We start from the raw sequence: 15,630 nt of genomic DNA, 5'->3' as shown, positions 1-15,630 counted from the left end.
TAAGCTGAAAAAAAGTTTATCGACAAAGCCTCTACAGTTCACCATCAATAATGTAAAATTATTGTAATCGTAATTATAGTCTTTTGTATATTTGTAAAAAGTTATAATCGTAATTATATAAATGACGAATTTTATTCCTGCTAATATCCAAGTGCGGACTCACTATTTAGAAAAGATTCGTCCGTTTATGGATCAAAAGATTATCAAGGTAATTACCGGGCAGCGCAGGGTAGGGAAAAGTTATTTGCTTTTTCAATTAATCCGGCTCATACAGGAAAGAGAACCCGCAGCGAATATTATTTACATAAATAAAGAAGATTTAGAGTTTTCATTTATAAAAACCGCCGAAGATCTTAACAAATACGTGTTGGCAAATAAAGTTGAAGGAACGAAAACCTATGTTTTTATCGATGAGATACAGGATATAGAAAATTTTGGCACCGCTTTACGCTCGCTATTGCTAAAAGAAGATCTGGATCTTTATTGTACGGGCAGCAATGCTAATTTGTTATCTGGCGACATTGCAGGGCATTTAAGCGGTAGATATGTAGAAATAGAAGTTTATAGCCTGGCCTATCCCGAATTCCTTGCATTCCATAAGCTTGCGGAGAATAACAAGAGCCTGGATAAATACCTTAAATACGGCGGACTTCCTTATTTAATACATTTAGAACTGGAGGATGAGGTAGTGTTTGAGTATTTAAAGAATATTTACAGCAGCATCGTATATAGGGATATTATAAATAGATATTCCGTTAGAAATACAACATTCCTGGAACAATTGGTCTTATTCTTGGCCGCCCATACCGGCAGTATCTTTTCGGCAAAAAAAATAAGCGATTTTCTAAAATCCCAGCGTGTAAATATGGCACCCAACCAGGTGCAAACCTATATACAGCACCTGGTAAATGCTTTTTTAATACATAAGGTTGCCCGCTATGATCTGGTAGGAAAGCGCTTGTTTGAGATTGGGGAGAAATATTATTTTGAAAATTTGGGTATCCGCAATGGGCTTTGGGGATATAGATTGGAAGACAGGGGAAAAATAATGGAAAATGTAGTGTACAATCATTTGCTTTTTAAAGGCTATAAAGTACAGGTAGGGATATTGGGGAATAAAGAAGTAGATTTTATAGCAGAAAAAGACGGGGAGAAGTTATATGTTCAGGTGGCACTTACAATTAATAATCCCGATACGCTGGAGCGTGAATTTGGAAATTTAAAAAACATCCCAGATAACTACCCCAAAAAAGTGGTGACCATGGAAACCTTTTCCGGGAATACGGTTGAAGGGATTGAGGCTCAGGATCTGCGTAGTTTTTTGCTTGCTTAGGTTGGAGCGTCTCTAAGACTGGCAGAAACCATACAACATATTGTCGCAGCCTTTAGTGAACTATGGGACAGTTCTAAGCCAGATGGCACACCGCGTAAGTTGATGAATGTTGATAAGATAAAAGATGCTGGGTGGGAAGCATCTACTGAATTAGAAAAGGGTGTTCAAAAAACTTATGACTGGTTCTTAAATAACCAGGATGAATTCAAAGAAGTCAAACTATAACGTCTTAACCACAGAGGAGACAGAGAAAAACTCCGTGCCAAACCCTGCGATACTCAGTGGTTAAAAAGAATTCACTCATTGGGATCCTTTTTTTTTAAAAACATCTGTGAAATGTTATTTGTAATCCATAAAATCGGTACACACCAAGGCCGCAAAAGTAAAACGCCGCGACCGCCGCGATACCTTACGATAATCGTAAATATGAATTAATTATAGTTTAGGGAATTCAAAACAATATTGCAGATTTAAAGGATGTTGAAAACAGGAGAACTAGTGCCGGGCTTAATTCTGATAATATCAGCATAATTGAAGATTAGCAATAGAATTCAATATTTATAAATGAAATACCTTATGAAGATTTAACCAAGGGGGTAACCGGCTTATTATTGTGAATTATAAAATATTATATCGAAAAAATTAGTTTTGAATTTTAAACCTTTAGCAATAATGTATCTAATTAGAAAATTTATACTAAAGGCTCAATCTAATCAATTTTTTCAAGATTCTTTTTGGGCTTTATTAGGTAATGTATTGGCCAAAGGAATGGCATTAGTAGGTGCAATGGTAGTCGCGAGATTTCTGGGAAAAGAAGTTTATGGGGAGTATGGCACTATACGTTCTACACTAATGAATATTGCTATTTTCTCTACTTTTGGTTTAGGTTATACCGCCACTAAATATATTGCGCAATGTAAAAAAGACAGACCAGAATTCCTTAAAACTATTGCATTTTATACTATGAAAATCTCATTAGTTGTAAGTGGGACAATGGCTATTGCTTTATTTTTTCTTGCGGAATATGTAGCGGTAATTTTACTTGAGGCATCACACTTAACAACTCCACTAAGATTTGTTGCTGTTTGGGTGATTTTCAACTCTCTTACTACAGCTCAAATCGGTATTTTAGCAGGATTTAGCGCATTTAAACCAATGGCTCGTATTAGTATGTACATAGGTTTTTTTGCATTTTCCAGCAGTGTTTTATTAACTTATTTTTGGAATTTAAATGGAGCATTACTTGCATTGCTTTTTACACAAATACTTAATTGGTATCTCAATTATAGAGAGGTACAAAAACATATACCTAAAGATGGGACAATATCAAAAGATAAATCTTTTTTAAAAGAACTCTTAAATTTTTCTTTTCCCGTTGCTTTGCAGGAAGCTTTATATTCCCTTACATCATGGTTAATGATTTTAATCCTTATAAAATTAAGTAATTACGGTGAAGTGGGTTTATATTCAGCAGCAATGCAGTGGGGGGCGATCTTACTTTTTATTCCTGGAATTTTACGCAATGTAATTTTAACTCATTTATCAGGAATTTCAAATGATTCTAAAAAACATGATAGGGTATTGAAACAGACTCTATTAATTAATTTCTCGGCAACATTTATTCCTTTTATAATTATATATATCTTGAAAGATTGGATTGTGGGATTTTATGGAACAAGTTTTAAAAATGGATTGGAAGATATTTTATCCATATCTCTTTTTACTGTTATCTTTGTAAGTTTATCGAATGTTTATGCACAAGCGTACCTTTCTAAAAGTAAAAACTGGCTCATGTTCGGTTTTAGGTTTTTTCGAGATTTAAGCATATTATTAATAACAATTTTTTTAATTAGAAATACTATTTTAGTAGGAGCTAAGGCTTTAGTTCTTAGCAGTTTGATAAATCAGATTGTTTTTCTTTTTCTTATTTCTATCATCTATCATAAAATATTAAATGCAAAAAAAACTTAAGTAATCAATTACTATACTTCAATATATTTCGAATATAAAAAATGTGTGTAAAAATATCACTCATTCATTTACAAATACAAAATAGCTTTTAATTGTTTTCCAAGTAAGAATAGTTTCGCAGTCTTGAAATCATTCTGTGAAATGGCATCATAATACTCAGTTTAAATGAATATTAAAATAAAATGAATTCATACAAATTATTTGGAATTAAGTTTGTTCTGTTTTTCTTGCCTGAAACTCGATTTTTTGGTTTAAAAAGAAAATTGTTTCGTTTTGCCGGGGCGACTATTGGTGAGAATGTTAGAATTTGTTCCTCTGTAAGTATAATAGGAAACGGAAATTTATCGATAGGGGATAATACATGGATTGGCCATCAAACATGTATAATTAGTTCATCTTCAATTATAATTGGTAAGAATGTAGATATTGCTCCCAGAGTTTATATAGGAACAGGAACCCATGTAGTTGATATAAAATCTCCCAATATTTCAGGTGCAGGAATAAGTGAAAATATTACTATAAAGGATGGTTGCTGGGTATGTGTAGGGAGCATAATACTTCCGGGTGTTGAATTAGGTATTAAAAGTATAACAGCTGGAGGAAGTTTAGTTAATAAAAATGTTTTGCCTTTTACCATAGTTGGAGGTGTTCCAGCCAAATTAATTTCAAAATTAAAATAATAGATATCTGAAGCAGATAATTAAATTTTTAGCATTTATAACAGCACTCACCTTGGTAGCACAAATTTCATCTTTTGAGCTAAGTTTAGGCAATGGATATTATGTGATTTTAATTGTGGTATTTGCTATCCTTCTGATAATGGGAAAGGGTTTCCGATTTAATTTTTTAATGCTTTATCTTGCAATAGCAGGTTTGATAAGTATAATTTTCAATGAAATTCCATCTTTTTTTAAACCTTATGAACGATTTGCAGCCTTTCTTATTGTTATGGGTTTATTTGGTCCTTTAATAAGAAATTCAGCTTTACAACAATTTAGATTATATCTCTTTAAGATAATTAATAGTTTAATTGTGACTATGGTCATAATTTCTTTTGTAGGTATTGTGGCAGGGTTTCCAAGTATGGTGGGTCGAGGAGGTTTTGCGGGATTATTTAATCATTCTATGATGTTGGGCCCTATGGCTGCAATAGCTATGTTGATATGCATTAGTTGGGGAAATACTTCAAATAATAAGAAAAAGCGTTCCTTTTTTCTCATCTTGGCAGCAATATCATTTATTACTTGTGTGGCTGCTGGTTCGCGTGCAGCTCTTTTAGCAGGAGTCGCCGGAGGATTGTTTTATTATTACAAAGTTAACCAGGGAAAATTATCGCGGTATATTCGTATTATTATGTTGATAATGGCAATTGGAATTCTAAGTTTTCCCTTATGGGAATCTTATACCGAACGCATTATAGAAAAAATGACTTATGCGGAGGATCAGGGAGATATATTAGTTACTAGGGAAGCGCTATGGACAACCCGACTTTTAGAATTCGAAAAATCTCCAATTTATGGTATTGGCTTTGCAGCAGTTGACACTTCACTTACCAATAAATACGATGCAAAAGAAGGTAAGATAGAACCTGGTTCCTCTTGGTTAGTAGTTCTTTCAATGGTTGGTTTACTGGGTTTCATACCTTTGGTTTTCCTTCTTATTAAGTATTTAAAATTTTTGTATAAAGAAGAAGTTATGCAACAATTTTCAGCGCTTCTTGGGGCTTTGCTGATCTTATGTATTGTTCATATGATGGCAGAAGGTTATGTGTTTTCTGCTGGCTCGGGTCTCTTTTTTATATTCTGGTTTATTATGGGAATGATTGAACAAACAAAGAAATACCAGATAAATATAGAATATTCAACTATATGAAAATCGTTTTTCTTGTAATAAATTATATGCCCCATCAATTGGTTTCAATAAAATCAGTTATAAAATATTATAATGCAGAAGTTCATGCATTTAATTATAAAGATGAGCATACCGTTCCTAAAGACATTGAAAATTTACATACATACCAACTCGGGTCATTCAATCGTAATCAATTTCTAAATAAAATTGTTGAAATTAACCCTGCTATGATGGTAGTGGCTGGGTGGGCGGTTAAAGATTTTGTATGGGTTTCTAAAAAGATTCGGAACAAACTTCATATCCCGGTAGTATCTTATTCCGATACACAATGGAGGGGAACCTGGAAACAAAAAGTAAATTCTTTTATTAGTCCATGGAATCTTAAGAAAGCATATTCATATTTATGGGTTGCTGGGATATATCAATTTGAATATGCAAGGAAATTGGGTTTTGCTAAAAATCAAATTATTTACAATTCGTTGAGTTGTGATATGGAACTCTTCAGACAAACCTCCTTAAAGCACAAGCAAAAAGATTATCCTAAAAATTTTTTATTTATTGGCCGGTTTGTGCCTGTTAAGGGTCTTGATTTACTTATTGAAGCCTGGCTTAAAATAGAAGATAAAAAAGGGTGGTCAATAACCTTAATTGGTGATGGCCCTTTAAAAGAAAATTTCAAGGATATTGAGGGTGTAGAAATTAAAGATTTTATGCAGCAAGAACTATTAATCAAAGAAATTGAAAAAGCCGGCTGCTTTGTTCTACCTTCTATTTATGAACAATGGTCATTAGTTATACACGAGGCTGCCGCATCAGGTTTACCAATAATTGCTACGGAAAATTGTGGCGCCGCTCCGCATTTTGTTATTAATAATTATAATGGTTATCAAATTGAAGCTAGTGTAGAAAGTATTGGAAATGCTTTGGAAAGTATTTTAGCAATGACGACGGCAGAATTAATTCTTTATTCACAGAATAGCAGAATTCTAGCAGAGAGTATTACCCCAAAATTAGGTGCAGCCCAATTAAGAAGCGTTTTAAATTCGAATAATTTCTTATGAACATCGCCCATGTCATTTCTTCTATAGACAATTCTACTGGTGGCCCAGCCAGAAGCGTTACACACTTAATTGCTGCAATGTTGGAAAATTCAAGTCATAAAATCGAATTATTTTGTAGGAAATCTCAAAATCCTATTATAAATAATTTTGAAAAACCAACAGGTTTCATACATTTTTGCAGGCATAATAGATTGGGAGGTCTACAGCAAGTTAGAGAAGAGATAAAATTAAGCACTCCAGATTTACTTCATGGTCACGGCTTATGGCAATTACTGGTTCATCAAATGGCTAAAATAGCCAGGAAAAACAAAATTCCCTATATTATAACTCCAAGAGGAATGCTAGAACCTTGGTCTTTAGAGCAAAAAACATTTAAAAAGAAAATTGCATTAAGTCTATTTCAGAACAAGGATTTAAATAATGCAACTTGTATTCACGCTACAGCCACTTTGGAAGCTGAAAACATACGCAATCTGGGATATACAAATCCAATTGCGGTTATTCCAAATGGAATAGATTTAACGGAGTTTCCTAAATTCGAAAAATTTAAAACAACAGAGAAAAAGATTCTTTTTCTTTCCCGAATACATCAAAAAAAAGGCATTGAAAATTTAATTGAAGCCTGGTCCCAAATTCCTAAAATTGTTAAAGAAAATTGGAGTATAAACATCGTTGGAAACGGAGAAGAAAAATATTGCGAAGAACTTCAAGATCTGTTAATTGATAAAGGACTTTCAGAGCAAATTTTTATAAAAGGTCCAATGTATGGTGAAGATAAATTAAAAGAATATCAGGATGCAGATCTATTTGTTTTGCCAACATACAGTGAAAACTTTGGGATTGTAATAGCCGAAGCTTTAGCCTGTAACACCCCAATTATTACTACAAAAGGTGCACCCTGGGAAGAACTGGAAACTACCCAAAGCGGTTGGTGGATAGATATTGGAGTTGAACCTTTACGAGAAGCCTTAGAAGAAGCACTGCAAACTCCTCCGGAAACCTTGAGTAGAATGGGAGAAAATGGACGAAGGCTAATTGAAGAAAAATATAGCATAGAAGCTGTGGCAAAGCAAATGGAGGAGTTGTATACATGGATTTTAGAAAAAGGGGAAAAACCAGATTTTGTTAACTTAATATAGCTTGGAAAAAATAGATTTATCTAATTATAAAAATTCCTTAAGTCGTAAAAATCAGATAGCCCGTTTCGCGTGGACTATCACTTGGACGTTGTTGGCAAGGCCATTTCCAAGGAGCTTGGGGAATTTTTGGAAATTATTTTTATTGCGTTTATTTGGGGCAAAAATACACTCAAAAGCGGTGGTTTATTCTAACGTAAGAATTTATATGCCCTGGAATTTAGAAATGAATGAATATTCCTGTCTAGCTCCTGAAGTAGATTGTTATAATGTAGCTAAAATTAAAATTGGAGCTAATACTACTATTTCTCAAAAAGCCTATTTATGTACCGCTTCACATGATATTACAAAAAGTAATAATCCATTGATTATTGCTCCTATTACCATTGAGGATCAAGCTTGGATTGGAGCATCAGCGTATGTTGGAATGGGAGTTACAGTTGGTCAAGGATCTGTAGTTGGAGCTACTGCATCGGTTTATAAAAATGTAGAAGCTTGGACAATTGTAGGAGGAAATCCAGCAAAATTTATAAAGAATAGAATTATTCATGAATAGAGTTTCATTATCTGCTATAATATTGACCTTTAATGAAGAAATACATTTGCAGCGGTGCATTGATTCTTTGAAAAATGTGTGTGAGGATATTATTATTGTAGACTCCTTTTCCAAGGATAAGACCAAAGATATTGCATTAAAAAACAATGCCCGATTTGTCCAAAATAAATGGATAAATCATGCAATCCAGTTTAACTGGGCACTGGAAAATTGCGATATTAAAAAGGATTGGATACTCAGACTTGATGCTGATGAATATCTTACCCCAGCCCTGCAAGATGAAATTATTGAAAAATTAAATTTAATAGATTTATCTGTAACGGGTATAATGTTGCCTTTACAGCGTATTTTTATGAATCGCCATTTAAAAAAAGGATATGATGAAATTAAATTGTTAAGAATATTTAGGAATGGAAAAGGGAAATCGGAAAACAGATGGATGGATGAACATATTTCCCTATCAGAAGGGTTAACAATAGAGTTTAGCAATTCTTTAGCAGATCATAATCTAAATTCCCTCCACTGGTGGACCACAAAACATAATGGGTACTCCATCCGCGAGGCCATTGATTTGCTGGACATTGAATTAGGAATTGTCACCCACAAGAAAGAAATAAGTAAGATTAGTGCTCAGGCGGCAAAAAAAAGAAAACTTAAAAAAAATTATGCTCATAAACCTTTATTCCTTAGGGCATTTATTTATTTTATATACAGGTATTTTTTCCGCCTTGGTTTTACAGAAGGAAAAGAAGGTTTTCTCTGGCATTTTTTGCAAGGCTGGTGGTACCGCACCTTAGTTGATGCTAAGATTTACGAAATTAAGAAGGCTTGTGGGAATGATAAAGAAAAAATTAAAGATTATATCCAAAAGCAGTATCAAATAGTAATATGAAAATATCTATTATCACTGCTACTTATAACAGTGAGAAAATAATAATTTCTTCCCTCACATCTATTAATTTCCAAACTTATAAAAATGTAGAATCGGTAATTATAGATGGAGCATCTAAGGATAATACTGTTTCTAAAATAAAGAAAATTTTTACGGGTGATTTAAAAATAATTTCAGAAAAAGATAATGGGATTTATGATGCATTAAATAAAGGAATTAATCTGGCATGTGGTGATGTGATTGGCTTTGTGCATTCAGACGATTTTCTGGCTTCCAGGGAGGTTCTTTCAAAAATTGCACGAGTCTTTCAGGAATAAAATGTAGATGGGGTTTATGGAGATTTGCAATATGTAGATAAGGAAGATACTTTAAAGGTGATACGTTACTGGAAGAGTGAAGCTTTTAAACCGGAACTTCTTAAAAAAGGCTGGATGCCAGCACATCCTACCTTGTTCCTAAAAAAAGAAGTCTATGAGAAACACGGTCTTTTCAACCTAAATTATAACATCGCCGCAGATTATGATTTGATGCTCCGTATTTTCAGCGATCCTACGTTAAAATTTAAATATCTGCCGGAAGTAATTACCAAAATGCGCGTTGGTGGAGCGAGCAACCGTAGTCTTAAAAACATCAAACAGAAATCACTAGAAGATTTAAAAGCATTGAAAGCGAATGGGTTTAAAAATCCGTATAAAATACTTTATAGAAAAAATATAAATAAGCTTTCCCAATTTTTAATAAAATAATTTTACCAGCCAATCTCCCTATAAGATCAGGTTTATTTCAATAACCCGATAAACTATTTATTATGAATATTCTAGATCAGGAAATTCTCATTACTCTTTTTAGACAACATTATTTTTTCTTTGCCGGGGCAGTGTTTTTACTGGCCTTTATATTAACCTGGTATTTTACCCCGAAGGTTTTATGGGTCACGCGGGAAAAATCCTTAATGAAGGAAGTAAACCATCGAAGTTCCCATAAAAATAAAGTCCCTCCATTTGGTGGGGTCTCCTTTTTTTTAGTTTTAATTTTAGTTATAAGTTTGTTACAGGCATTGAGAACAGGTTATACCGGGAATCATTTAATTATAGGCCTTACTTTCCTGTTTATGGCTGGATTAAAAGATGATCTCGTAATCTCTACGGCCAGATTAAAATTTGCCAGCCAGCTATTTGCGGCATCTTTTATTATTTTTTCTCCTGAGCTTGAGTTCACCACCTTACACGGGTTTTTAGGTATTTACGATATCCCTTTACTTATTAGTTATTTTATAAAATTACTCATCGTGGTAGCCTTGATCAACGCCTATAATCTTATTGATGGGATAGACGGGTTAGCAGCCATTGCAGGAATCGTTATTTGTTTAACCTATGCCCTGGTATTTTATACAACAGGACTATCATATTTTGTATTGATAAGCCTTAGTATTGTCGGAATTCTGGGTGGTTTCCTTCGGTTTAATTTTTCCAGGGGAAGAAAAAAAATGTTTATGGGGGATGGGGGTTCATTGATCATAGGATTTATGATTGCTTTTTTAAGCCTGAAAATATTGGTTATGGCACCATATCAACAAATAGTAAATCAGGGCTTTTTTCCAGAAAACACCGTTTTATTTATGGTAGCAGTGTTATTCCTTCCAATTTTTGATACGCTCCGGGTTATGATCATTAGAATATTGAATAGAAATTCACCCTTTGAAGCAGATCGTAACCATATGCACCATGTCTTATTAGACAATGGGCTTAATCATAAAACCTCCAGTTTTATTTTAGGAGCAATGAATTTAGGAGTTATTTCGGTTTTCATCTCTGTCAGCAAATATTTTAAAAGTATGGTAATGTTACTAATCATTTTAAGCATGTTTGTAACATCAGCCTGCATTTTTCAGTATTTAAAACGTCGAGCATCCTCTTTACAATCCGGTAATTCCCGGTATAGGTTTCTAAGTAAAATTTCTTATAGTCGAAGTTGATGATCCCACTTATAGTTAAAAAAATGTGAAACTTAATACTTCAATTATTATATTCGCAAACCCAAATTTTTTAAAATGAAATTCCCCGGATTCCTTAAAATCTTTATTTTAGCTTTTATCCTCACTGCTCAATCCTGCGTTTCCAAAAAAGAAATTGTATATTTTCAGGGAATGGATAGCGCCACAAACCAGCTAAATAAGAATTTAAATAATAATTTACTTATTCAGCCAAATGATCTATTGACTATTTCTGTGGCGGCACCAGAGCAGGTGGCGGCGATGCCTTTTAACCTTCCGGTGGTGGGAATGCCTCAGGGCAATGGGTTAAGTGGAGGGCTTTCTGTAAATGGAACACAGCAACTTCAAACCTATAGGGTAAACAGCCAGGGCGACATTCACTTTCCCATATTGGGAAAAATTAAAGTCGCAGGTTTCTCCAGTGAAGCGCTTTCCGATTCCCTTCAGAAAAAAATTAGTGAGTATGTGCAGGATCCTATTGTTAATACCCGCATTGTAAACTTCCAGGTAAGTGTCCTGGGTGAAGTAAGTAATCCGGGCACTTTTGATGTGGGTGATGAAAAGTTGAGTTTGCCCAAAGCGCTTGGTTTTGCCGGGGATTTAACGATTTATGGCCGCAGGGATAATGTGTTGGTGATGAGAGAAAGAAATGGTGAAAAAGCACATGCCTATCTGGATTTAACGAATCCGGAAGTCCTTAACTCACCTTTCTATTATCTACAGCAGAATGATGTAGTATATGTAGAACCTAATGGAGCTCAAATGCAATCTGCCAGCTATAACCGTAATGCCGGAGTTTATATTTCAATTGCCTCTGTCATAATTTCACTGGCAGTATTAATTACAAATTAGAATGTCCCAAAATATTCAGAATAACCGAATTCAGGAAGAAGAAATTAATCTTCGCGAAGAACTGGATAAATATATTAAATACTGGCCCTGGTTTTTATTGGCAGTTTGTTTATGTGTCGCCGTGGCATTTATATATTTAAAGACTACTACTCCAGTTTATCATACGATCTCCAGTATTATTATTAAGGATGAGGAAGGTAATTCCCCCTCCTCGGAGATGGCTGCCTTTGCAGATTTGGGACTGTTAGGTGGAATGGGTACAAATTCCATTGAAAATGAAATCGGAATTTTAAGATCCAAGAGAATGATGACCAATGTGATCAAGGCATTGGATTTAAATATAATATATCTGGATGAAAATGCGATGAAAAGTCCGGAGCTTTATAATACTACTCCATATCTCATCGACCTGTTGCAATTCAATGAAAAGTTGCTTGTAAAACAGGGAGAGGAAAGCCTTAATGAATATAGGTTGGTTGTTTCGGGAAGTAGTTTTAAATTGATAAATACTGAAACTGAAAAAAAATATGACGGTAAATTTGGTGAGCCTGTTTCGTTGCCCTTTGTAGATTTTATGCTGAACGAAAACCCGGCAGATGAGCTGGTGAAGATGGAAGAGGTTTCCTTAATTATTAAGTTTTTATCTGTAGAATCGGTGGTGTCTCATTATCGCAACAAATTACAGGTAAATTTAACCGATAAAAATTCCAGTTTAATTGAATTGGGACTGGACGACCCGGTTAAACAAAAAGCCCAGGATATCCTGGATCAGTTAATTTTTGAATATAATCGGGAAGCTATAGAAGATAAGAACCTGGTGGCGCGAAATACTGCTGATTTTATTGACGAGCGGCTTCAGATTATTAATAGTGAATTAGATTCCGTTGAGACGGGGAAAGAGGAGTTTAAAGAAGTGAACCGCATTACCGATATTGATGCCGAATCTGAAATGTTTATTGAAAATGTAAGTGATTACAATAAACGAGATCAGGAAATTGGGACTCAGATGGAGCTGGCGAATACCATGATCAATTATTTGCGGGATGAATCGGGTACCGGGTTATTGCCGGAAAACCTTGGGATTCATGAGCAATCAGTGAATTCCAGTATTGAAGAATATAATAATCTTGTGCTGGAAAGGAATAGGATTTTAAGCGGATCTACCGAAAAGAATCCTGTAGTGATCAGGTTAAATAATCAGATTGATCAAATTAGGGGAAACGTGCTTGCTTCCTTCCAAAGACTGCAATCCAATTTAAAGGTTTCACAAAGGGAACTTGACAGGCAGGGTTCTGTCATTAACTCTAAGATTTCGGCGGTTCCGGGGAAAGAAAGGCTTTTTAGGGGGATAGAACGGCAGCAGAATATTAAAGAGTCTCTTTATATATTTTTACTTCAGAAAAGGGAGGAAAATTCACTGAGCTTAGCAGTTACCGCGCCTAAAGCAAAAATTGTAGACCGAGCTTATAGTTCGGTTCAAGCAATTTCCCCAAAACCGAAAATCATCCTACTTGCTGCGCTCATTCTGGGAATGCTCATTCCTTTTTTAATCATTTATATTAAAAATCTATTGAATAATAAGGTGTCCAGTAGAGAGGATATGGAAAAATATGCTAAAGATATTCCGGTGGTTGGAGAAATCCCTCATGTAGATACAAAAGATAATGAAATGATCGTGGAAAATGATCGAAGCATACTAGCCGAATCCTTCCGAATTCTCCATACCAATCTACAGTATCTAATGGGGAACTCCAGGGGAGAGACAAATGGGAACACTATTTTTGTTACCTCGACTATAAAAGGGGAGGGAAAGACCTTAATATCATATAATTTGGCGCTCACCTTGGCTAATACAGATAAAAAAGTGCTGCTAGTGGGAGCTGACCTTAGGAATCCTCAATTACAGAGATTTGAAAAAGATTCTCGCGACCATTTTGGAATTAGTGACTATTTGGTAAATGAAAATTTAAGTTTAAGGCAACTTATCAGGGAATCCAATACCGGAAATACCAACCTGGAATTGTTGCCTTCTGGGACGATACCTCCGAATCCGTCTGAATTATGGAGGAGAAATAGGGCAGGGGAGTTATTTAAGGAACTTAGGGAAATGTATGATTATATAATTGTGGATACTGCCCCATCTTTACTGGTTTCCGATACTTTTTTAATCAATAAATGGGCAGATTTAACACTGTACATCGTAAGAGCCGGATATACCCAGAAGAAATTGTTGCAATTCCCTGTAGATTCCAAACAGGATGGAAAATTTAAAGAGATTAGCTTTATCCTTAACGATGTTAAAATGGCTAATTTTGGATATGGGAATAAATATGGATATGCTTACGGCGAAGAGAGAAAATCTTTTAAAGACAGGTTAAAAAATAAAATAGCTTTTAAATAAGAAACTAATTAATTGTTTGTCCGTAAAGCATCCTAAACTGAAAAATGATGTCATTCTGAACTTGTTTCAGAATCTCATTTCAATGTAAATCAATGTAATATGGAGACCCTGAAATCGAAGATTCGACGGAGTCAAATACATTCAGGGTGACGAAAGAACTTTTAGGGCAGAAAACGGATATACATCTAATTAATAGGCCCAAACCTATATGAAAAAGAAGAGGTTACTTTTAATTATATTTTTTGTCTCATTTAAATTTGGCTTTGCGCAAAATGATTTTTCCGGATCGATAAGCCTGAATGGATTTTATGCTAATCAGGATGATCTACCTTTTTGGTTTTATCATAATCAAAATGGACAAATTTCTGTGGGTAGTTCTTTCGCAGGCTTAACCAGTTTGGAATTTTCCAGGGACTTAACCAGAAATTTGGATATAAAAATTGGCGGCGGGTTATTTTATGATGATTATAAAAGTCATTTTCGGGCTTCTGAACTATTCTGGGAGATTAATTACCGTAGACTAAAATTTGTTATTGGGAAAAAACAACGTCCATTGTATTATGATGGGTTGAGCGCTACCAATGAAAACTTCGCCTGGTCAAACAATTCTCAGGCACTGCCCGGTCTTAAATTAAGCCTTAATGAACCCCTGAACATTTTTCCAAAGCTTGCTCTTGATTTTTCCTGGGCTGAATATATTATAGATGATAATAAGTATAAGAAGTATCCCAAACTTCATCATAAAAGTTTTCATCTAATTTATAGCGAAGAGAATAAATTCTCAATTAGGGCTGGGATTCAGCATTATGCCCAATGGGGGGGCAAGTCTAAATCCCTAATAAACCAACCTGAAGGTTTAAAAGATTATTTAAAAGTTGTTTTTGGAAGGGAAGGAGGGGAGAACGCCAATCTAGCCGATCAACAAAATGTTCTGGGTAATCACTTAGGTGTTTATGAATTAAACCTTAATTATTTAACCTCTGGTTTGGATTTGGGTTTTATCTATAATCATTTTTTTGAAGATGGCTCCGGAAGCAGATTCGCAAATTTTCCTGATGGTCGTTATGGGATTTTTGTGAAAAGTAGACGGGCAGGTACTTTTTTTCAAAGTGTTATTTATGAATTTTACCATACGCTAGATCAAAGTAAAAGTGCCAAAATTCATAATTTTGATAATTATTTTAATAGCGGTCCCTACCAATCGGCATGGGCTTATCAAAAAAGAATTATTGGCTTGCCGTTTTTTAAATACGATGAGGGGCAGGATTTAGTTTTTGCCAGTAAGTTCCAGGCTCATCATGCCGGTTTCAATGGTTTACTGAAAACCTCTTATAAAAATCTGCCTTTTAAATTTATGCTTTCCAGGATCAATTACAAGAGTGATCCCACTGCCAAAGCTGGAGAAATAAGTAGGAATACCTATTTGTACTTTGATATTAGCCTAAGTGAATTTGGACTAGATTTTAAGCCAATTTTTGGGGCTGAATATTCCACTTTGGCGAAACCCATCTACGGCACCGGCCTTCAGGTAATCAAATCCTTTTAAGGCTAAGGATTTGATTTTTCTAATTTCCTTTCTCTTTT

General features: G+C 34.6%; 14 protein-coding genes. All 14 read left to right on the top strand.

From position 1 onward, the window contains the following. Positions 1-187: 187 nt before the first annotated feature. The 14 genes from DHD80_RS05025 to DHD80_RS04955 all read left to right on the top strand — a co-directional run bounded on the left by DHD80_RS05025 (position 188) and on the right by DHD80_RS04955 (position 15,592). The gene (locus DHD80_RS05025; RefSeq protein ID WP_251740054.1) at positions 188-1,333 is read left to right on the top strand and encodes an ATP-binding protein; all 1,146 of its coding nucleotides are present in this window, start codon (positions 188-190) and stop codon (positions 1,331-1,333) included. 648 nt (positions 1,334-1,981) lie between these two features. Beyond that, complete coding sequence (locus DHD80_RS05015) at positions 1,982-3,304, top strand: oligosaccharide flippase family protein (protein ID WP_251740053.1); 1,323 nt, start codon at positions 1,982-1,984, stop codon at positions 3,302-3,304. A gap of 182 nt (positions 3,305-3,486) precedes the next feature. Continuing rightward, positions 3,487-3,984, top strand: a complete 498-nt coding sequence (locus DHD80_RS05010; protein ID WP_251740052.1) for an acyltransferase — start codon at positions 3,487-3,489, stop codon at positions 3,982-3,984. Between the two features lie 52 nt (positions 3,985-4,036). Then, positions 4,037-5,176 (top strand): O-antigen ligase family protein, encoded by a 1,140-nt coding sequence (locus DHD80_RS05005; RefSeq protein WP_251740051.1) that lies wholly within the window; start codon positions 4,037-4,039, stop codon positions 5,174-5,176. After that, complete coding sequence (locus tag DHD80_RS05000) at positions 5,173-6,216, top strand: glycosyltransferase family 4 protein (protein WP_251740050.1); 1,044 nt, start codon at positions 5,173-5,175, stop codon at positions 6,214-6,216. The genes DHD80_RS05005 and DHD80_RS05000 overlap by 4 nt, the downstream gene beginning before the upstream one ends. Continuing rightward, positions 6,213-7,355 carry a glycosyltransferase gene (locus DHD80_RS04995; protein WP_251740049.1) on the top strand — a complete coding sequence of 381 codons (1,143 nt, stop codon included), beginning with the start codon at positions 6,213-6,215 and terminating at the stop codon, positions 7,353-7,355. Before DHD80_RS05000 ends, DHD80_RS04995 begins: the two co-directional genes overlap by 4 nt. A gap of 1 nt (position 7,356) precedes the next feature. Then, the gene (locus DHD80_RS04990) at positions 7,357-7,908 is read left to right on the top strand and encodes a DapH/DapD/GlmU-related protein (RefSeq protein WP_251740048.1); all 552 of its coding nucleotides are present in this window, start codon (positions 7,357-7,359) and stop codon (positions 7,906-7,908) included. Next, positions 7,901-8,800 (top strand): glycosyltransferase family 2 protein, encoded by a 900-nt coding sequence (locus DHD80_RS04985; RefSeq protein WP_251740047.1) that lies wholly within the window; start codon positions 7,901-7,903, stop codon positions 8,798-8,800. Before DHD80_RS04990 ends, DHD80_RS04985 begins: the two co-directional genes overlap by 8 nt. Continuing rightward, positions 8,797-9,117, top strand: a complete 321-nt coding sequence (locus DHD80_RS04980) for a glycosyltransferase (RefSeq protein ID WP_251740046.1) — start codon at positions 8,797-8,799, stop codon at positions 9,115-9,117. Before DHD80_RS04985 ends, DHD80_RS04980 begins: the two co-directional genes overlap by 4 nt. Before the next feature lie 24 nt (positions 9,118-9,141). Further along, the gene (locus DHD80_RS04975) at positions 9,142-9,546 is read left to right on the top strand and encodes a hypothetical protein (RefSeq protein WP_251740045.1); all 405 of its coding nucleotides are present in this window, start codon (positions 9,142-9,144) and stop codon (positions 9,544-9,546) included. A 62-nt stretch (positions 9,547-9,608) separates the two neighbouring features. Then, positions 9,609-10,775 (top strand): MraY family glycosyltransferase, encoded by a 1,167-nt coding sequence (locus DHD80_RS04970; RefSeq protein ID WP_251740044.1) that lies wholly within the window; start codon positions 9,609-9,611, stop codon positions 10,773-10,775. Positions 10,776-10,850: 75 nt separating this feature from the next. After that, positions 10,851-11,645 carry a polysaccharide biosynthesis/export family protein gene (locus tag DHD80_RS04965; RefSeq protein ID WP_251740043.1) on the top strand — a complete coding sequence of 265 codons (795 nt, stop codon included), beginning with the start codon at positions 10,851-10,853 and terminating at the stop codon, positions 11,643-11,645. 1 nt (position 11,646) lies between these two features. After that, on the top strand, positions 11,647-14,046 hold the full coding sequence (locus DHD80_RS04960; protein WP_251740042.1) for a polysaccharide biosynthesis tyrosine autokinase: 2,400 nt from the start codon (positions 11,647-11,649) through the stop codon (positions 14,044-14,046). Positions 14,047-14,254: 208 nt separating this feature from the next. Further along, the gene (locus DHD80_RS04955) at positions 14,255-15,592 is read left to right on the top strand and encodes a capsule assembly Wzi family protein (RefSeq protein ID WP_251740041.1); all 1,338 of its coding nucleotides are present in this window, start codon (positions 14,255-14,257) and stop codon (positions 15,590-15,592) included. Positions 15,593-15,630: the final 38 nt, after the last annotated feature.

Source organism: Gramella sp. AN32, assembly GCF_023718305.1.
In the GTDB taxonomy this organism is placed as follows: domain Bacteria; phylum Bacteroidota; class Bacteroidia; order Flavobacteriales; family Flavobacteriaceae; genus Christiangramia; species Christiangramia antarctica.
Note: the sequence above shows the minus strand (reverse complement) of the source record. Positions and strands in the feature narration are given on the sequence as shown.